The organism is Haloplanus salinarum, assembly GCF_009762275.1.
In the GTDB taxonomy this organism is placed as follows: Archaea; Halobacteriota; Halobacteria; order Halobacteriales; family Haloferacaceae; genus Haloplanus; species Haloplanus salinarum.
Genome location: NZ_CP034345.1, coordinates 849,255 through 870,870 on the forward strand (window position 1 = coordinate 849,255; position 21,616 = coordinate 870,870).

At 69.4% G+C, this 21,616-nt stretch carries 17 protein-coding genes; 5 read left to right on the forward strand and 12 right to left on the reverse strand.

Annotated features, from left to right (window positions below):
* Positions 1-36 precede the first annotated feature (36 nt).
* A complete protein-coding gene (locus EI982_RS05610) occupies positions 37-3,591 on the reverse strand; it encodes a PAS domain S-box protein (RefSeq protein ID WP_157688551.1) in 3,555 nt (1,184 codons plus the stop codon).
* A gap of 168 nt (positions 3,592-3,759) precedes the next feature.
* Between EI982_RS05610 and EI982_RS05615 the strand changes: the two genes are divergently transcribed.
* Positions 3,760-4,191: a universal stress protein gene (locus tag EI982_RS05615; RefSeq protein ID WP_157688552.1), complete on the forward strand. Its 432-nt coding sequence runs from the start codon at positions 3,760-3,762 to the stop codon at positions 4,189-4,191.
* A 6-nt stretch (positions 4,192-4,197) separates the two neighbouring features.
* Here EI982_RS05615 and EI982_RS05620 read toward each other — a convergent pair whose 3' ends face one another.
* On the reverse strand, positions 4,198-5,403 hold the full coding sequence (locus EI982_RS05620; RefSeq protein WP_157688553.1) for an inorganic phosphate transporter: 1,206 nt from the start codon (positions 5,401-5,403) through the stop codon (positions 4,198-4,200).
* A gap of 91 nt (positions 5,404-5,494) precedes the next feature.
* On the reverse strand, positions 5,495-6,748 hold the full coding sequence (locus EI982_RS05625) for an inorganic phosphate transporter (RefSeq protein WP_157688554.1): 1,254 nt from the start codon (positions 6,746-6,748) through the stop codon (positions 5,495-5,497).
* Between the two features lie 180 nt (positions 6,749-6,928).
* Here EI982_RS05625 and EI982_RS05630 point away from each other — a divergent pair, with 180 nt between their 5' ends.
* The 3 genes from EI982_RS05630 (at position 6,929) to EI982_RS05640 (ending at position 9,181) form a co-directional block, all read left to right on the forward strand.
* Positions 6,929-7,618 (forward strand): SOS response-associated peptidase, encoded by a 690-nt coding sequence (locus tag EI982_RS05630; protein WP_157688555.1) that lies wholly within the window; start codon positions 6,929-6,931, stop codon positions 7,616-7,618.
* Between the two features lie 175 nt (positions 7,619-7,793).
* The gene (locus EI982_RS05635) at positions 7,794-8,171 is read left to right on the forward strand and encodes a DUF5805 domain-containing protein (RefSeq protein WP_157688556.1); all 378 of its coding nucleotides are present in this window, start codon (positions 7,794-7,796) and stop codon (positions 8,169-8,171) included.
* 38 nt (positions 8,172-8,209) lie between these two features.
* Positions 8,210-9,181, forward strand: a complete 972-nt coding sequence (locus EI982_RS05640) for a tyrosine-type recombinase/integrase (RefSeq protein ID WP_157691071.1) — start codon at positions 8,210-8,212, stop codon at positions 9,179-9,181.
* Between the two features lie 82 nt (positions 9,182-9,263).
* Here the strand turns inward: EI982_RS05640 and EI982_RS05645 are convergent, their stop codons facing one another.
* The 5 genes from EI982_RS05645 to EI982_RS05665 form a co-directional block, all read right to left on the reverse strand.
* Positions 9,264-9,689 (reverse strand): DUF8009 family protein, encoded by a 426-nt coding sequence (locus tag EI982_RS05645; protein WP_157688557.1) that lies wholly within the window; start codon positions 9,687-9,689, stop codon positions 9,264-9,266.
* 38 nt (positions 9,690-9,727) lie between these two features.
* Positions 9,728-9,844: a rubrerythrin-like domain-containing protein gene (locus EI982_RS05650; protein WP_157688558.1), complete on the reverse strand. Its 117-nt coding sequence runs from the start codon at positions 9,842-9,844 to the stop codon at positions 9,728-9,730.
* A gap of 67 nt (positions 9,845-9,911) precedes the next feature.
* Positions 9,912-11,096 carry an ATP-binding response regulator gene (locus EI982_RS05655; RefSeq protein WP_157688559.1) on the reverse strand — a complete coding sequence of 395 codons (1,185 nt, stop codon included), beginning with the start codon at positions 11,094-11,096 and terminating at the stop codon, positions 9,912-9,914.
* A gap of 1 nt (position 11,097) precedes the next feature.
* Positions 11,098-11,535 (reverse strand): response regulator, encoded by a 438-nt coding sequence (locus tag EI982_RS05660; RefSeq protein WP_157688560.1) that lies wholly within the window; start codon positions 11,533-11,535, stop codon positions 11,098-11,100.
* Positions 11,536-11,537: 2 nt separating this feature from the next.
* Positions 11,538-13,052, reverse strand: a complete 1,515-nt coding sequence (locus tag EI982_RS05665) for a sensor histidine kinase (RefSeq protein WP_157688561.1) — start codon at positions 13,050-13,052, stop codon at positions 11,538-11,540.
* A gap of 141 nt (positions 13,053-13,193) precedes the next feature.
* Here EI982_RS05665 and EI982_RS05670 point away from each other — a divergent pair, with 141 nt between their 5' ends.
* Positions 13,194-14,984 (forward strand): PAS domain-containing protein, encoded by a 1,791-nt coding sequence (locus EI982_RS05670; RefSeq protein ID WP_157688562.1) that lies wholly within the window; start codon positions 13,194-13,196, stop codon positions 14,982-14,984.
* Here EI982_RS05670 and EI982_RS05675 read toward each other — a convergent pair whose 3' ends face one another.
* From EI982_RS05675 to cobN, 4 genes are read right to left on the reverse strand one after another with little or no spacing between them, the layout of a single operon-like run.
* Positions 14,985-16,292 (reverse strand): cobyrinic acid a,c-diamide synthase, encoded by a 1,308-nt coding sequence (locus tag EI982_RS05675; RefSeq protein WP_157688563.1) that lies wholly within the window; start codon positions 16,290-16,292, stop codon positions 14,985-14,987.
* Positions 16,289-17,056, reverse strand: a complete 768-nt coding sequence (locus EI982_RS05680; RefSeq protein ID WP_157688564.1) for a cobalt-precorrin-7 (C(5))-methyltransferase — start codon at positions 17,054-17,056, stop codon at positions 16,289-16,291. The genes EI982_RS05675 and EI982_RS05680 overlap by 4 nt, the downstream gene beginning before the upstream one ends.
* On the reverse strand, positions 17,049-17,726 hold the full coding sequence (locus EI982_RS05685; RefSeq protein WP_157688565.1) for a precorrin-8X methylmutase: 678 nt from the start codon (positions 17,724-17,726) through the stop codon (positions 17,049-17,051). The genes EI982_RS05680 and EI982_RS05685 overlap by 8 nt, the downstream gene beginning before the upstream one ends.
* The gene (gene cobN / locus EI982_RS05690) at positions 17,719-21,597 is read right to left on the reverse strand and encodes a cobaltochelatase subunit CobN (protein WP_157688566.1); all 3,879 of its coding nucleotides are present in this window, start codon (positions 21,595-21,597) and stop codon (positions 17,719-17,721) included. Before cobN ends, EI982_RS05685 begins: the two co-directional genes overlap by 8 nt.
* Positions 21,598-21,616: the final 19 nt, after the last annotated feature.

Below are 21,616 nucleotides of genomic sequence, written 5' to 3' on the forward strand. Positions count from 1 at the left end.
TCGCCCCCGTCCACGACCGGGGCTATATGTATAGTGTCACGGCGCGTCGGCGTCGCCGAACAGCAGGGAGAACGTCTTCCGCTCGGCGAGACGCAGGTGTTTGTTGAACGTCGGCTGGGTGATGCCGAGCCGTTCGGCGACCGCGCTCCCGTCGCTCTCGCGGGGCCACTCGAAGTATCCCGCCGCGAGCGCCGTCGTCAGCGACTCCCGCTGGCGGTCGGTGAGTCGTTCGGTCACCCGGTCGCGGAGTTCCTCCGGCGTCCGGTCCTGGCGGCGGTGTTGCCGCTTCGCGGCCAGTTCGACCGCGGGGGCGAGTTCGCGGAGACGGTCGGCGAACGAGCGGAGGTCGGCCTGGGCCGACACCTCGACGGCGATGGTCGTGCCCTCGGGAGTCGCCACCGCCCGCCGGAGGACGGCGCCGTACTCCGCCAGCGGCGACCCGAACCAGGTGTCGGTGCGGGCCTCGACGAGCGTCGAGTCGGCGTCGTCGGTCACGACCGAGGTCGATCCCGGGAGGGTGCGGTCGGCCACCGGTCGGGCGGCGTCGGCGTCGGTCCCGAAGGTGTAAAAGACGCTCACACCGCCGTCGCGTGCGACGGTCCGTTCGTGTCGCACCCGGCAGTCGGCCGCACGGGCGGCCCGGGCGAACGGCAGGCTCACGGCGTCGCCGCCGTCGCCCCGGAAGACGAGTTCGACCGTCTCGTCGGACTCCAGTGCGCGCCGCCGCTGGATGGCGGCGAGGGCGTACCCGACGGAGGTCCCGAGTTGATCGAGGACGTTCCGCACCCGCTCGCCGAAGGCGTTCGGCGAGGACGCACCCACCACGAGGACGCCGTGCGTGATGCCGTCGTAGATCAACGGGACGGCACAGACCGACTGGACGCCGTCGGCGAGCGCCGCCCGGCGCCAGTCGGCGCTCGGCCCGTCGGTGACCACCGAATCGGTGACCTGCACCGCGTCGGATCGCCAGGCGCGAACGGCGGGATGGGGGTCGGGGCCGGCGTCCGCCGTCGAGGGGGCCGTCCCGCCGGCCACGGCCGCCGGTTCGGCGCCGGCGGCGACCCGGGGCGTGAGTCGGTCGGCGCCGACCTCGACCCCGCCGATCCAGGCGCGCTCGTAGGGCCCAGTGTCGGCGAGGCGGTCACACACCGCGCGTTCGACCTCCGAGGCGCCCGAGGCGTCGGTGATCGCCGCCTCGACCTGCTGGGTGAGGGTGGCGATGCGGTCCAGCCGTTCGGCGCGTTCGGTCTGGGTGCGGAGCCGCTCCTCCTGTGCGGCGAGGCGACGCTTGCCCCGCAGGTGGTTGAGCGCGGCGTCGAGGGTCGCCGCCAGGACGTGTGCGGCCTGAATCGTGTCCGAGTCGAGCGAGCGGTCCGGGTTCCCGACCAGGAGGACGCCGTGGTTGCCGAGGGCGAGCGCCCGCCAGTCGGCGAGGCCGGCGACGTCGGGGGCGTCCGACGGCGTGACCACCGTCCCGGTGGCGAACGCGTCCCAGAGCGGCCCCCCGTCGGCGTCGACGACCCGTTCGCGGAGCCCCTCGGGGACGCGCCCCGCACACACTTCGGGCCGGAGGACACCCTCGTCGTCGTCGTAGAGGAAGGCACAGACGGCGGACAGATCGAGCGTCTCGGTCGCCGCCTCGACGGCCATCCGGGCGGCCTCCACCGGCCGGTCGGCGGTCGCGAGGTCCTCGGTCGCGGCGTTGAACGACGCCATCCGTCGCTCGCGGGCCTTCCGCTCGGTCACGTCGCGGCTGACGATCACGATTCTGGGCGGTTCGGCCGTCCAGTCGGTGGGGTAGAAATCGGAGTGGACCCACCGGATTTCGCCATCCGGCCGCTCGATCCGGTACTCGCGAGCGTAGCTGTCCGCGGCCGACCCCGAGGCGACGTCACGCTGGATCCGGTCGATGAACGCGCGATAGCCCGTCTCGTCGTCCTCGTGGAGCGTCCCGAAGAAGCCGTCCGGATACCGCTCGTGGAGGGTCGAGAGCGGCTGCCCCCAGATCTCCTCGTAGCCGGAACTCAGGAAGTCGGGGTTCGGGGACGCGTGATCGAGTTCGTCGACCCGCCCGAGGTAGACCGCCTCGTCGATGCGGTCGAGGATGGCCCGCAGTCGTCGCTCCGTGCGTCGGCGCTCGGTCACGTCACGCGAGATGGTGAGCAGTCGTTCCTCGCCGTTGATGGCCGTCGGGGTGGCGGTGACGTCGAGCCAGCGGATCTCGTCGTCGGCCGTCTCGAGTGCCCACTCCAGTTCCCGCGTCTCGTCGGCGGCAGTGATCTCCCGGATCAGTTCGGCGGCCCGCTCGGCGGTGTACCCTTCGTCGTCCGCGGTGACCGTCTCCAAGCCGCTCCCGAGGATCGTCTCCCGGTCGTAGCCGGTCAGGTCGCACATCGCGTCGTTGGTCGCGACGATGGTCGCCGTCTCGGGGTCGTAGACGTTGATCACGTCGGTGACGCCGTTGAAGATCTGTTCGTACTCGCGTCGGCGTCGCTTGCGCTCGGTCACGTCGCGACCGATGGCCAGATATCGCGTCTCGCCACCGATCCGTGCAGTCGTCGCGTTGATCTCCAGCCACCGCCGCTCGCCGTCCCGGGTCTCGACTTGCCACTCGACTTGCCTCGACTCGCCGGACTCGACGACCGACTCGATGATCTCCTTGCCGCGTTCCTCGGTGAACCCCTCGCCTTCGACGCTGATCGCCGTCGCCCCCAGGTCGAGTAACTCCGTCTTCTCGTAGCCCAGGAGAGCACACAGGCTCTCGTTGGCGTCGATCATCTCGCCCGATTCGGGGTCGTGAACCGAGATGGTGTCGTTGACGCCGTCGAAGATCTGCTCGTACTCGCGTTCGCGGCGCCGGCGCTCGGTCACGTCCCGGAAGTTGACCATCGTCGCCGGCTCCCCGCCGTGCTGGATGCGGGAGACGACCAGTTCGAGCGTCCGCACGTCGCCGTCGGCGGTCTCCACCTGGACGTCGTACCGGTCGGGCGGCGATTCGCCGGCGACGCGGCGCCGGTACCGATCCCGGACCAGCTCCCGGCTCTCCGGGGTGAACACCTCGTGGAAGGGACCCTCGAGGAGCGTCTCCCGGTCGTAGCCGGTGATCTCCGCGAACCGCTCGTTGACGAACGTGAACTCCCCGTCCTGGACGACGACGACGCCGTCCGAACTCTGCTCGACCAGCGTCGAGTACTTCTCGCGTTCCTCGGCCGCGGCCCGCTCGTGTTCGCAGTCCACGAGCGCGGCGAGGCGAGTCGCCAGCAGGTCGGGGTCGTCGGTGACGAGTCGGCGGGGGAGCGCGGCGGCGGCCCCGGCCGACAGCGCTGCCGTCGTCCGGTCGTACTCGTCGTCCACCAGCACGACCGTGGGGACGGTGGCAGCGGCGGCGGCGGCGCCGTCGACACCGGGTGCCCCGTCGTCCACGAGGAGGCAGTCGGCATCCGTGGCCGCGTCCGCACCGACGACCGCAGGAGGGAGGGTCTCGACGCGTATCGGAGACTCGGCGGCGTCGACTCCCGATCGGAACGCCGCGGCCGTGTCGTCGGTGCCGACGACGGCGACGGTGATCGATCCGGAGCGGAGCGATGACATGACTCACACACCCGGCCCGACGCCCAAAAACGTTCGTCCGATGGCCGTTCACGCCGTTCTCTCACGGGCTGAGACAGGGGGAGACCCCGAACCGGTACGGTGGTTCGACGGCGACCCCGTCGCCCGGACGACCACCGCCGATATGTAGGAGCGGGTCGAAAGGGCTCCATGGCGCCATCGCACGTCCTCGTTCCGCTGGACGGATCACCGCTGGCGGACGAGGCACTCGAGCGGGCGCTCGAACTCTTCGACTGTCGGGTGACAGTCCTGAACGTGGTGACACCGATCGACGAGTCGATGAGCGAGAGTGGGATTCTCGAGCCCGACGAGGACCGGCGCGAGGGCGCGCATGAGCGCGCCGAGCGGGTCGTCGAACGAGCGAGACGTCGAGCCGCCGACGCCGATCGGACGGTGGAGACGGCCGTGGTGACCGGGGACCCGGCGGAGGCCATCCTCGAATACGTCGCGGACAACGACGTCGACCACGTCGTGATGGGCGGACACGGCGGTGAGCGAAGCGGTATCGCTCGCCGGTTGCTCGGAACCGTGTCGACGAGGGTCGTCGGCGAGGCCCCCGCGACCGTGACCGTCGTCCGCTGACCGCGCTCACCCGCCGAGCATCGCGGCCAGGACCCGATAGAGCCCGAACCCGATCGCGATGGAGGCCGCGAGCGTGACGAGCCAGAATACGAGGGTCACGCCGATCTTCCGGCGGGAGACGCCCGCCGAGCCGCCGGCGAGTCCGCCGCCGATGACCCCGGAGATGATGATGTTGTTGAACGAGATGGGGATCCCCAGTGCGATGGCCAGTTGGGCGATGATGAACCCGGGAACCAGCGCGGCGATGGAGCGTCTGCCCCCGAGCTGTGCGTACTCGCGGGACGTGGCTTGGAGCAGCTTCGGCGCACCCATCCACGCGCCGACGAGGATGCCGGTGGCGCCGAGCGACAGCAGGACGATGCCGGGCAACCCGAGCTCGGCGCCGTAGAGATTCTCGAGCGGACCGGTCGCCAGTCCGACCTGGCTGCCGCCGCTGGAGAAGGCGACGACGCTCCCGAGGAGGACGAGGAACGTCCGGATGCCGTCCTCGACGGACGCCCGGGTCCGCCGACGGACGAACCGGAACCCCGCCGCGGCGACCGCCAGCGTCACGAGGACCGCCAGGGTGTCGACCCCGAGGACCGTCGGCGTCTCGACCCGTCGCGCGAGGAACCCCGCGACGGAACTCTGGCCCGCGTCGGGCGGCGAGGGAACGACCCCGAGTTGGACGTTGGCGACGATGCCGCCGACGACTGCCGCGAGCAACGGGACGCTCACGGTCTCCGGGATGTCGTCACGCCTGAGGAGGGTAGCGGAGAGGTAGGCGAGCCCCCCCGAGACGGGAGGAACGAGCGCCCAGAAGAGCACGATGCGGCGGTAGGTGTCGACGGCGGGGTCGCCGCCGAGCGAGAGTCCGACGCCGACCATCGCCCCGGTCGTCGCGAACGCCGCGGGGACCGGATACCCGGAGTAGACGCCGAAGGCCATGAACCCGGTCGCGGTCAACAGACCGGCCGTCGCCGCCAGCGACGTGATCTGCACGCCGTCGATCAGCCCCGCCCCGACCGTCTCGGAGATCCCCCCACCCTGAGTGAGCGCGCCGAGGGCGGCGAGGATGCCGATGAGGAAGGCCGCCCGCATCGTCGAGATGGCGTTGGCACCGATCGCCGGGGCGAAGGGCGGCGAGTTGCTGTTGGCGCCGAGCGCCCACGCCGTGGCGAAGCTGGTGAGCGTCGCCAGCGCGACGAGCGCCCAGAAGAGGACTCCCGCCACGCTCAGCGGCCTCCACGGACGGGAGTACGAGCCATGGTCGGGCGTTCGGCGGACGGGTGCATTAAACTTCGTCCGGCGGCGGGACCGGCGCTCACAGGACGAGGGCGAAGAGGAGATACGAGCCGACGACCGACAGCGACGGCGTGAGGATCCAGAGCACGACGATCCGGGTCGTCGCCGCCGGGTCGAACAGGCTCTCCTCGGTCAGTTCCTCGATATCCTCCTCGCCGATCGGCGTGACCGACGGGGACGCGCCGTGGCGGCCCTCGGAGGGGGGTCCCTCGCCCGACGCGAGTTGTCCCACGGTCGGCCCCACCGGTTCCTCCCCCTGGGTCGACGGGGCGGCGAGGGCGTCGGTGGTGAGCTTCGACCCGGATCCGGTCTCGGAGGGGGGCGTAGCGAGTTCCGCGAGCGTGGCGGCACGACTCGCCCGTCCCCACCCCAGGCCGATGATACAGCAGGTGGTGCTCACCGCGAGACTGGCCGGGATCCCGTAATACGAGAGGACGGTGATGATCGTCGCACCGACGGTGGAGACGATGAGCGCCGCCAGGATGGGTAGGTCCGTGATGCCGTCGCCGATGGTCTCGAGGGTGCGCCTGGCGATGGTGAACCCGCCGAGGCTGATGGCGGCGACGGCGAGGAGTACGCCCTGGTCGACGGTGACGGCGCCGTTGCCGACGAGGGGTGCGACCGCGTTCGCCGCGTTCGAGGCGCCCGCGCTGAACCCCATGTAACAGGCGATTCCGAGCACGAGCGCCGAGCCGAAGAGATCACGCGGATCCGCGTTCGCGTTGAATCGGACGGACGGAAACCGGCCCGACCGGTCGACCTGTATCAACTGTCGTTCGAGACGCGTAAACGACAGTCTGGCTTCGAGTTGGGGGTAGACGTACCGACCGAGGAGGGTACCGATCCCGAGTCCGACGACCGGGGCGACGATCCACGCGGAGACGATGGTAAACATCAGCGCCTCGTTGAGCGATCCCGTCGCGAGCCCGAGGCCGACGATCGCCCCCACGGCGGTCATCGAGGTCGAGGCGGGGACGCCGTAGATGTTCGAAACCAGTAGCGACGCTCCAGTGAAAAACAGGACGCCGACACCGGCCACGGGCGTGAACTGTGCGGCGGGCACGATGCCCCCGCTCATCGTCGCGATGACGTTGCGGCCGACGGTCCAAGCCCCCAGGAGCGCGAACACGCTGAAGAGCGTTGCCGCGGTCGCCTTCCGGACCAGCTTGCTCCCGACGGCCGGCCCGAACGCGACACCCGTCGACGAGCCACCGATGTTGAACCCCACGAACGCGGCGACGACGATGCCAACGACGACGAGTACCGAGACCATCGTTCTGCACACACCGTTTCGGTTGGAGATATAATGGCTTGTTCATCGCCGTGAGAGTTCCGCTCCGACGTTCCACGACTCGCGGCAGCACCGCCATTCTGTATAGCGTGATATGGTTTATCATCTGGGGAAACGTCCGCGGTCGGACGGTTTATGCGAACCGCGACCCGATCGGGGGACATGTGTGGGCGGTACACCCTGTTCACGCCGGCGGAAGAACTGGCGGACAGGTTCGACGTGGACGTGGAGTGGGAGCCGCGGTACAACTGCGCCCCGGGGCAGGCCTTGCCGGTCGTGACGCCCGGGGCCGATCGGATGCGGACCCAACAGTGGGGGCTGATCCCCTCGTGGGCCGACGAGGCCTCGACGGATCTGATCAACGCGCGCGCGGAAACCATCACCGAGAAGCCGAGTTTCGCGGACGCGTTCGAACGGCGGCGGTGTCTGGTTCCGGCCGACGGGTTCTACGAGTGGGTGGATCGCTCGGCGGGCAAGCGCCCGTATCGCGTCGCCTTCGAGGACGACCGGCCGTTCGCGATGGCTGGAATCTGGTCGCGCTGGGAGCCGCCGTCCCGGCAGACCGGCCTCGGCGAGTTCGGCACGGGCGACGTCTCGGCCGATCCGGACCCGGTGGAGTCCTTCGCCGTCGTAACGACTGAGCCGAACGAACTCGTGAGCGACCTCCACCACCGCATGGCGGTGATCCTGGATCGGGAGGCCGAGTCGACGTGGCTCCACGGATCCGTCGAGGAGGCGGCGGCGCTCCTCGAGCCGTACCCGGCCGCGGAGATGGAGACCCACCCCGTCTCCCAGCGCGTGAACGATCCGCGGAACGACGCGCCGGACCTGATCGAACCGGCCGAGGCGTAGGGAGACCGAGAAATATTGTATTTGTGAATTTGGTACTATACTCGCGGGAATATTGGACCTAGTATCACAAATAACCTAGTTTCCCCGGCGTAAGATTGGTCCCACAGAACCAAATAAAGGCCCTTATCTCGGTGAGTGGGACTACTTTGAAGTCCCCGGCCATACAGGGGGTGGTATGGGCAACACTGACAGCGTCGCGGTGAAGACGTACGTGCCTCCCTACCAGAAGGATCGCTGGCGCGAACACGCGGACCGGCTGGGGATGAGTCAGAGCGAGTTCGTCCGGACGATGGTCCAAGCCGGACGCCGGGACTTCGAGGTGCCCGACCCGGCCGAACCCGAGGAAACCGGTGAAGACGTGAGTTCGGGGCTCGAACCCCGGGTGAAAGACGCCCTCGACGGGGAGGACGGCCGTTCGTGGGACGAGCTCCTGGGCGCGGTCACCGAGGACATCGAGGACCGCCTCGAGGAGACCCTCTCGGACCTGCAGGAGCGAAACGTCGTCCAGTACAGCGGACGGGCGGGTGGCTACCGTCTGGTGGAGGACCCGTGAGCGACGGCGAGGATCCCGTCGGGTACTTCCTACAGGACATGACCTACCACGGGAAGACCGACCGCACGCGTGCGGCCTACGAACGCGTCCTGCGGGACTTCGAGACGTTCCTCGCCGACGAGCGCGGCGTTGGGCCCGCCGCGGCCGAACATCGGGACTGTATGGCGTGGATTCACCGGTTGCGCGGCACCGTCGCGGGGAGTACCGTCGCGACCTACGCGGCCTACCTCCACCGCTTTTATGCTTACATGACGCAGGTAGGGACCTTCGACGACAACCCGATGACCCTCGTCGTCGAGGAGATGGACGAGCGGATCAACACCGACCCGACGCGCCGCGAGATCTCCGTCCCCGAGATGCGGACCTTCCTCGCCGACATCGCCCACCCGCTCGACCGCGCGCTCGTGGTGACGATGCTCAAAACCGGCGTCCGTGTCGGCGAACTCTGTAACCTGGACCTGCGGGATCTCTCGATCCCGGAGACCCGCGAGACACTCGACGTCTCCGTCCGTCCACAACTCGACGGGCGGGGCGACGCGCTGTTCGTCGCCGCCGACCGCTCCGTGGGCGACGTCACCGAGGGCGAACGCCGGACGGCGGCCAACAAACGCAAGCGTGCGACGGTGATCCCCGTCGACGACGAACTCCGCCGGACGCTCGTTCGCTGGCTGGCCGTCCGTCCCGATCCCGTCTCCCGGGCTGATCCCCTGTTCGTGGGCACCGGCGACAGCTGGGGGCGCCGGGTGACCCCACACGTCGTCCACCACGTCGTCGAGACCCACGCGAGCGAACACGGCTGGCACCGCGACGGCGGCGGCGCCGAGGAGAACGTCACCCCGCACTACTTCCGGCACTTCTTCACCACCCACCTCCGGGACCGCACCGGTGACCGGGGCATCGTCAAGTACCTCCGCGGGGACGTCGCCAGCGACGTCATCGACACCTACACCCACGACTGGGGGGACCGCGTCCGTCGGACGTACGAAGGGAACATCTACGAGTTGACGTGAGCTGCCCGGAGGGGAGAGTCCATAAATCCCATGTCGCGATACCAAATCCGTACCGCGGCTCACGGTCGACGGGGAGGCCCGCTCAGCCCAGATACGCGACGTCGACGCGATGGGGGCCCTCGTCGGTTGGCAAATCGACGGCGTCGACGAGGGCGTCCCGAACGTCGTCTCGCCACGCCGCGACGGCCGCGGTGTGTCGGTCGTGGTGGCGTTCGGTGGTGTACCGGCCCGCCTCGCGGAGGCGGTCCGCCGTCTCGTCCGGGTGGGGGTAGGCCGGCGGGTCGTCGACGAACGTCGACGGATCGAGGTGGAGAGCCCCGGTATCGTCGGCAGCGCCGGGCCGATGGATGCGGGCGCGCATGCGCCCGGAGAAAGGTGGGGTAACCCGGAGGACGGTGTGGCGGTCGCTTCGCCAGTTGGTTTCGAGGGCCGCCACTACGTCCTCGACGGTCACCGCGAGCACCGTGATGGCCGTCGGATCGGCGGCGGCCGCGTCGTCGTCCGCCATCGGCCGTCCGTAGGGACCGCCGGAGGAAAACGTCTCGGCTACTGTACCGGTGTGCGGCGCAACGTGCCGCCACAGTCGGGACACGTCGCTCGGTAGGAGATGGGGCTCACGCGTTCGTTACACGACTCACACTCGAACGGCGACCCTTCCGTCATCACGAGACCGTACGAGATTGCCCATGTTAAACCTTACCACGAACTGTGAGCGGAGCGACATCGACGGCTACCCGTCGAGTCCCATGCCGGTGATCTCGAAGCGGGCGCCGCCGTCGGCGCTCTCGGTCACGTCGACCGTCCACCCGTGGGCCTCGGCGATCTCGCGGACGATATCGAGGCCGAAGCCGGTCCCGTCCACACTCGTCGAGTAGCCCGCCTCGAAGACGTCGTCGTGGTCGTCCTCGTGGATCCCGGGACCGTCGTCGGCGACGTAGAGACCGTCCCCGACTCGCCCGACCGTGATCGTCACCCCGTCGGCCTCCGATCGGGTGTCCGTGGAACCGTGTTCCACGCTGTCGCCGGACTCCGTCCGGTTGCTCGTGGAACCGTGTTCGACGCTGTCGCCGGACTCCGTCCGGTTGCCCGTCGAACCGTGTTCGACGCTGTTCCGAAACAGGTTCTCGAACAGCTGCGCTAGTCGCGCGGGGTCGGCCTCGACGGTCCCCGAGACGTCCACGCGAAGTTGGCTCGCCGGCGCCGGGACGTTCTCCCAGGCCGATCGAACGGACGTGTCGAGGGCCACCGTCTCCAGTTCGTCGACCGACCGGCCGTCGCGGGCGAGCGCCAGCAGGTCGTCGACGAGTTCCTCCATCCGATCGAGCGCGTCGACCGCCTCCTCGACGTGTTCGGTCGAGACGTCGGTCCCCTCGCGCAGTCCCATCTCGTGGGAGAGCCGTCCCTTCGCGACGTTCAGCGGGTTCCGGAGGTCGTGGGAGACGATGCTGGCGAAGCGTTCGAGGCGCTCGTTCTGTCGTTTCAGCAGGCGCTCCTGTCGGTGGCGCTCCATCGCGTAGCGGATGGCCCGTTCGAGCAGGGCGCCGTCGAGGTTGTCCTTGAGGAGGTAATCCTGCGCCCCGGCCTCGATGGCCCGGAGCGCCGTCTCGTCGTCGGAGAGGCCGGTCAACACCACGACCGGCACCGACTGGAGTTCCTCGGCCTCGATACGGTCTTTGAGTCGTTCTAGCGTCTCGATGCCTTGGCTGTCGGCGAGGCCGAGATCCAGCAAGACGAGGTCGAACGCCGACTCGGCCAGCCGATCGACGGCCGCGGGGAGGCTGTCGACGTGTGTCAGGTTCGGCGGGTCGAAGACGCTGCTGGTGTCGACCCGGAGGTGGTGGCGGATCAGCCGTGCGTCGCCCTCGTTGTCCTCGACGAGGAGGACGTCCAACCCGTTCGCCGGCTCGCTCGACATCTCACTCGGGCGGAAGTTTGACCACCTGCAGCCAGAACTCCTCGAGGGTGCCGACGACGTCGATAAAGCCGTCGAAGTCGACGGGTTTGGTCAGGTAGGCGTTCGCGTGGTGTTCGTAGGATTTGATCACGTCCTCCTCGGCCTCCGAACTCGTCAGGACGACCACCGGAATGCGCCGGAGGTCCTCGCTCTTTTTCACCTCCGCGAGCACCTCTCTCCCGTCCTTCCGGGGCATGTTCAAATCGAGCAAGACGAGATCCGGCCGTGGCGTGTCGGTGTACGGCTCCTCGCCCCGGAGGAACTGCATCGTCTCGACGCCGTCGGTGACGACGTGGAGATTGTTCGCCAGTCGACCCTTCTCCAGGGCCTTCCGCGTCAGCTTGACGTCGCCGGGGTTGTCCTCCGCCAGGAGGATTTCCACGGGCTCGCGTTCCGACATGGTCACTCCATTCGACCGCTGTGTGTTGACTGTTGGGGCGGGCGCGTGGGGAACTCGACGTGGAACGTCGTTCCCTCACCTTCCTCGGATTCGATCCAGATATCCCCCCCGTGGCGGTCGACGATCCGTCGGCAGATGGCGAGGCCGATGCCCGTCCCCTCGTCGTCCCGGCTGGACTGCTCGAAGAGTTCGAACACGCGGTCCTGCTGGTCCGCCGGGATGCCCGGACCGTCGTCGGCGACGGAGAACACGACCGAATCCTCGCGTTCCTCGCCCGCGACGTGGACCGTCGGCGGGTCGTCGCCGTCGTCGCCGTGTTCGATGGCGTTGTCGATCAGGTTCTGGAAGAGCTGGCCGAGCTGGTTCGCGTCGGCGACGACCGACGGCAGGTCGCCGTACGTGACGGTCGCGTCCCGTTCCTCGATCAGGAGTTCGAGGTCCCGCAACACCCGTTCGAGGGCCGCCTCGGGATCGGTCTCCTCGAACTTCTTGCCTTTCGTGTGGACCCGGGAGTACTGCAGGAGGTCGTCGATCATGGCCTGCATCCGCTGGGCACCGTCGACCGCGAACTCGATGTACTCGTCGGCCTCCTCGTCGAGTTCGCTCCCGTACTCCGAGTCGAGCAGGTCGACGTAGCTGGAGACCATCCGCAGCGGCTCCTGGAGGTCGTGGGAGGCGACGTAGGCGAACTGCTGGAGCTGTTCGTTGGAGCGTTCGAGCTGCTGGACGGTCCGTTCGAGTTCCGCCTCCGTCTCCCTGATCTCGGTCACGTCCTGGAAGATGGCGTAACTCCGCGACTCCGCCACCTGTTCGACGCCGAACGGCACCAGCTCGACCACGAAGTGTTTCGTCCCGTCCTCGGTCCGGAGCGTCGTCTCCGCCGTGAACCGCTCGTGGTCGTCCGTATGCGTCCGGAACGCCCGGACGGTCCCGTCATCCAGTTGCGGGAGCGCCGTCCCCAGCCCCTGGCCCTCAACCGAGCCAAACAGGGACTCGAAGCTCGGGTTCGCCGACTCGGCGACGAGGCGGTCGCCGTGTCGACGGAGCGAGACGATCCCCGAAGGATCGTTCTCGAACAGGGCTTGGAAGCGCTCCTTCTCGCGTCGGGTCCGATCCCGCTCCCGCCGGACGCTGGCGGTCCGTTGCCCGACGATCAGCCCCGCCACGGTGCCGACCACCGCCGTCTGTAACACGATGATGACGGGTTTTACCTCGTTTTGCACGACCTGGATGCCGACGACCCAGGCCGTCAACCCCCCCATCATCAGGACGCCCGCCACCGTCCACTTCGTCACGGTCCCCACGAACGCGTCGTCGTACGACCCGCGGCGGAGCCGATGGATCGAGTAGTACAACCCCAGGACGAGCACGAACGGGAGGGCGTTCTCGACGGCCGTCGACGCGAGGCTGTTGCCCTGCACCTGCCAGTCCTCGTAGACGTCGAACAGCAACACGCCGGTCAGTATCGCTCCGATCCCGGACAGCAGTGCAAGGGAGATCCGTCGGTTCGGTGGCATCCGGTCGACACTGCCGAGGCGCGCACTTAGTCCTTTGTCGCTCCCGTTTTCACGGCTGGTAATCACGGGGATGCGTATTTGATTCCGGCGCCCATAGGATACCCGAACGATGGCGAACCGACTGCGATTCACCGCGACCGCATGAGCGCGACCGACACGTTTCGGCTGTTACACGTCGACGACGATCCGGCGGTGCTGGATCTCACGTCGTCGTTCCTCGATCGAGAGCTCGGCTGGGAGGTCACGACGCTGACCGAAACGTCGCCCGAGGCGGCGCTCTCGCGGGTCGCCGACGACGCCGACGCCGACGTCGACTGTATCATCAGCGATTACGACATGCCCGCGATGGACGGGCTGGCCTTCTTCGAGGCCGTCCGCGAGCACGGGATCACGACGCCCTTTATCCTCTATACGGGCAAGGGGAGCGAGGAGATCGCCAGCCGGGCGCTCAACGCCGGCGTCACCGGCTACTTCCAGAAGGGTGGACCCGACCAGCAGCGCCGCCTCGCCAACCGCGTCGAACAGGTCCTCGACGACCGCCGGACGCAGGCCGTCGCCGACCGCTACTCGACGGTGATCGAGGCCCTCGGCTACCCCGTCTACGTCGTCGACGCGGACGGACGGTTCGAGTTCGTCAACGAGTCCTTCGCGGAGCTGACTGGCTACGATCGGGAGACGATCATCGGCAGTCTACCCTCGCTCATCAAGGACGATGCGGCCGTCGAGCGGGCCGAATCGGAACTCGGGGGGATCCTCTCGGCGGACGGCCCCGACAGCAGTCAGTTCGAGGTCGACATCGTCCCGAAGGAGGGCGACCCGATCCGGTGTCGCGACCACATGGCCGCCCTGCCCTACGACGGCGAGTGTTTCGAGGGGAGCGTCGGCATCCTCCGCGACGTCTCGGCGGAGCGCCGGCGACGCCGCGAACTCGACTACAGGACCCGCGCCATGGACGAGGCGCCGACGGGCATCACGATGACCGACCCCTCGCGGGCGGACAACCCGATGATCTACGTCAACGACGCGTTCGTCGAGATGACGGGCTACGACCGCGAGGCGGCCCTCGACCGCAACTGCCGGTTCCTCCAGGGGCCGGACACCGACTCGGAGCCCGTCGAGACGCTGAACGAGGCCATCGAGGCCGGCGAACCCGCGACGGTCACCCTCCGGAACTACCGGAGGGATGGCGAACCGTTCTGGAACCGGGTGAGCATCGCCCCGCTCCGGGACGACGACGGCGAGGTGGCCCGCTGGGTCGGCTTCCAGGAGGACGTGACCGAGTACCGCCGGTACCGTCGCCGTCTCGAACGGCAGAACGAGCGCCTCGAACGCTTCGCTGGCGTGCTCTCCCACGACCTCCGGAACCCGCTGACGGTGGCGGCGGGGGAACTCGAACTCGCCAAGTGTGCGACCGAGGCCGGCCACGAACACCTCGACGCGGTCGCCGACGCCCACGCCCGGATCGAGGCGCTGATCGACGACCTCCTCACGCTGGCCCGGGACACCGACGGCGACATGGATCGGGAGGCCCTGTCGCTGCCGACGATGGTTACGCGGTGCTGGTCCGACATCGAGACGCGGGACGCGACGCTCCGGGTCGAGACCGAGCGGACCGTCAACGCCGAGTCGCGCCGGTTCCGGCGACTCCTGACGAACCTCCTCGGCAACGCGGTGGAACACGGCGGCGACGACGTCGTCGTCACCGTGGGCGAGACGGACGGCGGCTTCTACGTCGCCGACGACGGCCCCGGAATCCCCGAATCCGAACGGGATCGGATCTTCGAGGCGGGCTACTCCACGGACGAGGGTGGGACGGGTTTCGGCCTCGAAATCGTCCGCGAGTTCGTCGACGTCCACGGGTGGACGGTCGACGTGACCGAGAGCGCCGACGGCGGCGCCCGCTTCGACGTGCGGGGCGTGGACGCCACCTGATCAGTCCTCGACCGCCCGTGCCACGAACGCGTCGATAGCCCCGCTCTCGGCGTGGAGGTGACAGTAGGTGCCGAGCGTCCGGTGTTCGACCAGGCCGTCCCGCTCGTCGTCGATGCCGGATCCCCGGACGACGTCGAATGCGAAGCGGGCGTCGTCGTCGACGGTCGCGCTGGAGTAGTGGAACTCGTGGCCCCGCCGCCGGTCGCCGGCCGCGGCGGTCAGGGTGTCCCGCCGTGCCCGCAACTCGACGTGATCGAGCGCCTGATACCGGTCGTGCATCCGGACGTCGGCGGGCAGGACGCCGGCCATGGCGTGGCGCTCCCCCTCGGTCGTGGTCAGCGACTCGGCGAGGGCCATGAGCCCCCCGCACTCCCCGAGGACGGCGGTGCCCTCGGCCGCCGCCGCCGCGAGGGCGTCCGTCGTCGGACTCGCTTCGAGGTCGGCGGCGTGGAGCTCCGGGTACCCCCCCGGCAGGTAGACCCCGTCGCAGGCGGGCAGGTCGTCGCCCGCGAGCGGCGAAAAGGTGACGACCGTCGCCCGGTCGCGCAGGCGCTCGACCGTCGCCGGGTAGACGAAGCCGAAGGCGGCGTCGCGGGCGACAGCGATCCGTGCCCCGGTCGGACCGCCGACCGGGGCGGGAGCGGCCCGCGGCGGCGTCCGCGCCAGGTCCAGCAGCCGATCCGTCCGGATGCCCGCCGCGGCGGCGTCGAGGGCGTCACCGTCCAGGGGCGCCTCCGCGCCCATGTGGAGCCCGAGGTGTCGCTCCGGAATCTCCAGGTCCTCGCGGGGCGGGATCCGGCCGAGGTAGGCCAAGTCGTCGGGCAGGGCCTCCCGGATCCCCGACTCGTGGCGGCCGCCGTGGGCACGCTGGGCGATCACGCCGACGACGTCGACGTCCCGGCCCGCGTGGGTGGCGTACTCGCGGAAGCCGTGGGCCGTCGCGGCGACGCTCTCCATGCCCGCCTTCGCGTCGACGACGAGCACCACCGGCAAATCGAGAGCCTCGGCGACCATCGCCGTGCTCGACCGGTCGCCGTCGTAGAGGCCCATCACCCCCTCAACGACGCAGACGTCCCCGTCGCCGCGCGCGTAGTTGCGGCGCAGACCCTCGCGACCTTCGAGCCACAGGTCGAGGGTCCGGGAGGGGGTGTCCGTCACAGCCTCGTGGTGGCTCGGATCGATGAAGTCGGGTCCGGCCTTCGCCGGCTGGACGTCGTAGCCGTCGGCCGCCAGGGCACGGAGGACCGCGAGGGTCGCGACGGTCTTGCCGACGCCCGACTTCGTGCCGCCGAGGACGACTCCTTTCATGGGTCGGCCCGCACGACGAGCACGGAGAGGTCGGAGTACGGTGTCGACTCGCGGTCGCCCCCGCCCGCCGATCCGCGGAGGTCGCCGAGTGTCGTCCGTGTCACCCGCTCCTCCGGGTGTGTCAGGTGTTCGAACACGAGCGCGTCGAGCGCGGGATCGGTGCCCGACTCGACGAGCAGGTCGGCGACGTCGCCGGGCATCCAGTCGAACGGCCGCGGGAGCACGAGCAGGTGTCGGTCGCCGACGGCGTCGACGAGGCGGTCGAGATCCGGGTCGAGGTCGCCGCTCTTGTGGAGGGTGACGAACGCGGCGTCCTCCATCGGCGTCCGTGCCCGACTCGCGGCGACCTGGAGCGACGAGATTCCCGGCACCACGGTCACGGGCGCATCGACGGCCCGTTCGACCTTGCCGAGGAACTGGTAGCCCGAGTGGTTCGGATCGCCCATCAGGACGGCCGTCCCGTGGTCGCCGGCGGCCACGCGGTCCGCGAACACCGACAGCGTCGCCGCCTCGTCGGCGTAGCCACAGGTGAGCAGATCGGCCTCGGTCCCGTCGGCGACGAAGTCGACGACCGTCTCGAAGCCGACGACGACGTCCGCCTCGCGGATCGCCCGCGCGCCCCGGCGGGTGAGGTAGTCCGGGTTGCCGGGACCGATCCCGACGGCGTGAACCGGGTCGTCGAGGGCGTCGGGGTCCGGCTCCGGCGTCGCGGCGGCGACCGCCGCCGGGTCCGGGCCGGCGTCGAGGTCGTAGTCCTCACTCATCGCCGGGGAGTGTCACGTCGCCCTCGCGGACGTCGCGGGCGACGTGGATCAGTTCGTTCACGAGCGCCGCGCCGAGGCCGCTCCCGCCGCGGGTGCCGACGTTCGTGACGGCGGGGACCCCGTGCTCCGCGGCGACAGAGCGCACCCGCTTGCGGCTGTCGGCCGCCTTGACGAACCCCACGGGCGTCGCGACGACGACGGCCGGCCGGGTGCCGTCCTCGATGCAGTCACAGAGCGCCAGGGCGCCGGTGGGGGCGTTGCCGACGACGGCGATGGCGCCGTCGTAGACCCCCTCGCGGTCGAGTTCGAGGACCGAGGCCGCCGTCCGGGTCATCCCCGTCTCGGCGGCCAGTTCCGTCCCGTTGCCGATGGCCTTCCGCACCCGACAGTCGTGACCCCGCCCCGTGATCCCCGACTTGACCATCGTGATGTCCGTCACGATGGGCCGCTCGTCGAGGACGGCCCTGGCGCCCGCGACCACGGGGTCGTTCTGGAACCGCATGAGATGCTGGAAGTCCGGGGAGCCGGTCGAGTGGACCGCCTTCGCCCGCAGCCGGTCGTTCAGCGTCTCCGTGGGGACGAACGAACGGACGATGTCCATGCTCGTCTCCGCGATATCCATCGCTTGCTCCGTCGTCGCGCCGAGGTCGGCGTAGTCGTCGTCAGTCATGGGTGATGGCCTCGTTTCGGTCGGTCGTCTCGGCCTCCAGGTCGCCCTCGACCGAGAGGTTGATGTCGCGCAGTCGGTCCGCCACCTCGGGGGCGGCGTCCCACAGGTCGCGGCCGATCGCCTCGAGCAGCGTCGCGGTGATGCTCTCCAGCGCCCACGGGTTCACGTCCCGCATCCACTCCCGTCGATCCTCGTCGAACGCGTAGGCGTCCGCCAGGTCGGCCCAGAGCGCGTCGCTCACGACGCCGGTCGTCGCGTCCCAGCCGAGGGCCACGTCGACGGTCGTCGAGAGGTCGCCCGCGCCCTTGTAGCCGTGTTCCTCCATGCTGTCGAGCCAGTCGGGGTTGAGCACGCGGGCCCGCATCGTCTTGCGCACCTTCTCCTCGTTGGTGTAGACGTCGACGTTGTCGGGGTCGCTAGAGTCGCCGACGTAGGAGGCCGGCTCCTCGCCCGCGATCTCCGAGACGGCGGTGATGAACCCGCCGTGGAAGGCGTACCAGTCCGAACTGTCGAACTCGTCCTGTTCGGCCGTGTCCTCGATTTTCACCGTCGCCTCGACGGAGCCGAGTCGCCGCTCGAAGCTGTCCTGGGCCTCGGAGACCCGGCCGCGGGAGCCGAGGGCGTACCCGCCCCACTGGACGTAGACGTCCGCGAGATCCGAGCGGTCGTCCCACTCGCCCTCGTCGACGGCCTTGTTCGTCCCGGCGCCGTAGCCGCCGGGTTTCGTCGTGAAGACGCGCCGTCTCGCCAGGTCGTCGGCCTCGTCTTCGTCCACGCCCTCGGCTTCGAGGTCGCCCGCCTCCTCCTCGACGTGTTTCTTGACGTAGTTCCTGTCGTGGGGTTCGTCGAGTTCGACGACGGCGTCCACCGCGTCGTGGACGACGCTCGCGGCCTGCGGGAAGGCGTCCCGGAAGAGGCCGGAGACCCGCGTCGTCACGTCGACGCGAGGGCGCCCGAGCTCCTCCAGCGGGATCGGTTCGACGTCGTCGACGCGGCCGGCGTCGGTCCAGGTCGGCTCGACGCCCATCAGCGCGAGCACCTGTGCGACCGTCTCGCCGCGGGTCCGCACCGTCGGCGTCCCCCACGCGACGACGCCCACCTCCTCGGGGTACTCGTCGTGTTCGGCGTGGTGGCGTTCGAGGGTCCCCGTCGCCACCTCCTTGCCCACCTGCCAGGCGCTCCTGGCCGGCACCTTCCGTGGGTCGAGCGTGTAGAAGTTCCGCCCCGTCGGCAGCAGGTCGACGCCGCCGCGGGTCGGGGCGCCGCTGCCGCCCGGGGGGACGTACCCGCCGGCCAGGGCGTCCGCCGTCCGGGGGATCTCGGCTTCGGCGCCCCGGACCCGTGGCGCGGCCACGTCACGGATGAACGACAGCGCCTCGCGCAGGTCGTCGTGGGCGCCCCGCTTGGCACGGGCGTCGCCCAGCGGGTCGATATCCACGACCAAGAGGTTCATGTTCACCTCGTCGTCGGGGTCGGCCGTCGCCTCCGACTCCGGCACGTCGAAGTCGTTGGCTGCAAGCGTCCCGACGAGGTCGAGGCTGGTTTCGTACACCTCGTCGGCCGCCTCCGAAAGGGTCATGCCCAGCCGTTCGTCGTACGCGCCCGGTTCGTCGAGCATCCGCCCGTAGTCGACGCCGAGGACGCCCGCGACGCTCTCGCGGAGGCTGGGTCCGCCGGGGTTCTCCAGGCGCGTGAGCGCGACGAGGTACTCGACGAGCCGGTCGTCCTCCGGGGGTTCACCCATCGTGTGCAGCCCCATCCGGATCTGGGTCGTCTTCACGTCGGTGAGGTACTCGTGGACCCGCTCGACCAGTTCGTCGACCGAGAGGTCGTCGCCGGCGACCGCCCCCTCGGCCAGCGTGGAGCCGGCCGCGTCCGGACCGCGGACGTCGGCTCGGTCGTCGATCCCGCCGGCGATCCCGAGTTCTACCGCGAGGTCGAGGTCGTCCACCTTCTCGCGCAGGAGGGTTTCGAGGTGCTCGCCGTCGTCGCTGCGGGCGTCCTCCATCCCGGCCTCGCGGTACTGGTCGGCCAGCTCCTCGAGTTCCGCGAGTTCGTCGTAGGTCCCGGCGTTGCTCATCACCGGCGTCAGGTAGTCGACGACCGCCGCGTAGGAGCGGCGCTTGGCCTGTGTCCCCTCGCCCGGGTTGTTGACGATGTAGGGGTAGACGTTCGGCAGGTCGTCGATCAGCCTATCCGGCGCGCTCGCCCCGTTCAGGCCGACGGTCTTGCCGGGGAGCCACTCCAGGCTCCCGTGGGTGCCGAGGTGGACGACGGCGTCGGCGTCGTACGCCTCGCGCAGCCACGCGTAGAAGGCGAAGTAGTCGTGTGGCGGCTGGAGGTCCGAGTCGTGGTAGACCTTCGAGGGGTCCATCCCGAACCCGCGGGGCGGCTGGACGGTCACGAGGACGTTCCCGTACTCGACGCCGGGGATGGCGAAGGGCCGGTCGGGAGGGTCGCCCCACTCCTCGATGACGTTCTCCCGAAACCGTTCGTCGGCGGTCGCGAACCACTCGGCGTACCGCTCGGGCGAGACGGTGTCGACGCTCAGCTCCCGGACGTCTTCCGGGGCGACCCACCGCGAATCGAGGGTCAACTGGGCGGTGAGCCGGTCGATGAGTTCCGCGCCGTCGGTCGGCGGGTCCTCGACGGCGTAGCCCCGCGCGTCGAGTTCGTCGAGCAGGTTGACGGTGCTCTCGGGGCTGTCGAGGCCGAAGGCAGTCCCGATGCCGTCGTCGCTCGGCGGGTAGTTGTGGAGGACGACCGCCACCGATTTCTCGTCGTTGGGGACGTCTCGGAGCCGCGCCCAGTTGACCGCCAGCCGGGAGACGTGGTCGATCCGGTCGTCGATGGGGAAATGTTGTTTCGGGGCGCTCCCGATGCCCGCCTCGTCGTCCATGCGCTCCTTGCCGCTGATCGGGTGGGTGATGACGTTGCCGTCGAACTCGGGGAGTGCGACCGACAGCGCGAGTTCGAAGCCCATCACGCCCGTGTCGCTCGCCTCGTAGCGCGACCGGGAGCGCATGGTCGTGATGGCCTGCAACACGGGGACGCCCAGTTCCGTGAGGAAGACGTCCTCGGCGCCCTCGCCCTCGTCGCTCGCTGCCCGTCCACGTTCGCTCATCGACAGCGAGAACATGAACGAACTCACGACGGCGTCGACCACGGGGCCGTCGTCGTCGCTGAACCAGTTGCGCGCGACCCACTCCGCGTTCTCCTGGCCCGCCTCGTCGCTCGCCGGGTTGCAAAAGGCGGGGAGGACGTTCGCTCCCAGTTCCTCCAACTTTCGGACGAGCGCATCAACGTACCGCGTGTTCGCGTGCGTCCAGTGGGACTCGTAGAACCAGACGCCGACGGTGGGCTTGCCCTCGTCGTGTGTCGCCAGGAGCTCCTCGTACTCGATCCCGGGGTGATCGGGGTGGTAGACGCCCTCGGTCGGGAGGTCGACCGGGTCGTCGTACGCGACGTCGACGTCGTCGTAGGTGGCGGCGAGGAACCGACAGCAGTTGGCGAGGTTCACCACGCCGCCGCCGTCGAGATACTCGTACACACGGTCCCGGTCGTCCGCAGTAACGGTCGTGTCCTCGAACGCGAAGGCGTCGCCCGTCGCCTTGACGATCAGCGGGACGCCCGCGTCCCGAAGTCGCTCGACGGCGTGGTCGTAGCCCGGCATGCTCCCCTCCGAGCCGTGCAACCAGAGCACCACGGCGGTCGCGGACTCGACCTCGTCGACGAACGCGTCGGTATCGGTCCCGTCGTCGAGGTCGCTCTCGGAGCGGACCACGAGGTCGACGTCGTCGAGACGTCCAGCCGCCCGCTGGACCGCTCCCAATTCGTTCTCGGTCGCCGTGTACAGCCCGATCGTCGGCATGAGTTGATAAAGCGTTATT

Coding starts and splice junctions, on each gene's coding strand:
- EI982_RS05610 (WP_157688551.1), bottom strand. CDS start 3,591: ATGTCATCGCTCCGCTCCGGATCGATCACCGTCGCCGTCGTCGGCACC.
- EI982_RS05615 (WP_157688552.1), top strand. CDS start 3,760: ATGGCGCCATCGCACGTCCTCGTTCCGCTGGACGGATCACCGCTGGCG.
- EI982_RS05625 (WP_157688554.1), bottom strand. CDS start 6,748: ATGGTCTCGGTACTCGTCGTCGTTGGCATCGTCGTCGCCGCGTTCGTG.
- EI982_RS05630 (WP_157688555.1), top strand. CDS start 6,929: ATGTGTGGGCGGTACACCCTGTTCACGCCGGCGGAAGAACTGGCGGAC.
- EI982_RS05635 (WP_157688556.1), top strand. CDS start 7,794: ATGGGCAACACTGACAGCGTCGCGGTGAAGACGTACGTGCCTCCCTAC.
- EI982_RS05640 (WP_157691071.1), top strand. CDS start 8,210: ATGACCTACCACGGGAAGACCGACCGCACGCGTGCGGCCTACGAACGC.
- EI982_RS05645 (WP_157688557.1), bottom strand. CDS start 9,689: ATGGCGGACGACGACGCGGCCGCCGCCGATCCGACGGCCATCACGGTG.
- EI982_RS05650 (WP_157688558.1), bottom strand. CDS start 9,844: ATGACGGAAGGGTCGCCGTTCGAGTGTGAGTCGTGTAACGAACGCGTG.
- EI982_RS05655 (WP_157688559.1), bottom strand. CDS start 11,096: ATGTCGAGCGAGCCGGCGAACGGGTTGGACGTCCTCCTCGTCGAGGAC.
- EI982_RS05660 (WP_157688560.1), bottom strand. CDS start 11,535: ATGTCGGAACGCGAGCCCGTGGAAATCCTCCTGGCGGAGGACAACCCC.
- EI982_RS05665 (WP_157688561.1), bottom strand. CDS start 13,052: ATGCCACCGAACCGACGGATCTCCCTTGCACTGCTGTCCGGGATCGGA.
- EI982_RS05670 (WP_157688562.1), top strand. CDS start 13,194: ATGAGCGCGACCGACACGTTTCGGCTGTTACACGTCGACGACGATCCG.
- EI982_RS05675 (WP_157688563.1), bottom strand. CDS start 16,292: ATGAAAGGAGTCGTCCTCGGCGGCACGAAGTCGGGCGTCGGCAAGACC.
- EI982_RS05680 (WP_157688564.1), bottom strand. CDS start 17,056: ATGAGTGAGGACTACGACCTCGACGCCGGCCCGGACCCGGCGGCGGTC.
- EI982_RS05685 (WP_157688565.1), bottom strand. CDS start 17,726: ATGACTGACGACGACTACGCCGACCTCGGCGCGACGACGGAGCAAGCG.
- cobN (WP_157688566.1), bottom strand. CDS start 21,597: ATGCCGACGATCGGGCTGTACACGGCGACCGAGAACGAATTGGGAGCG.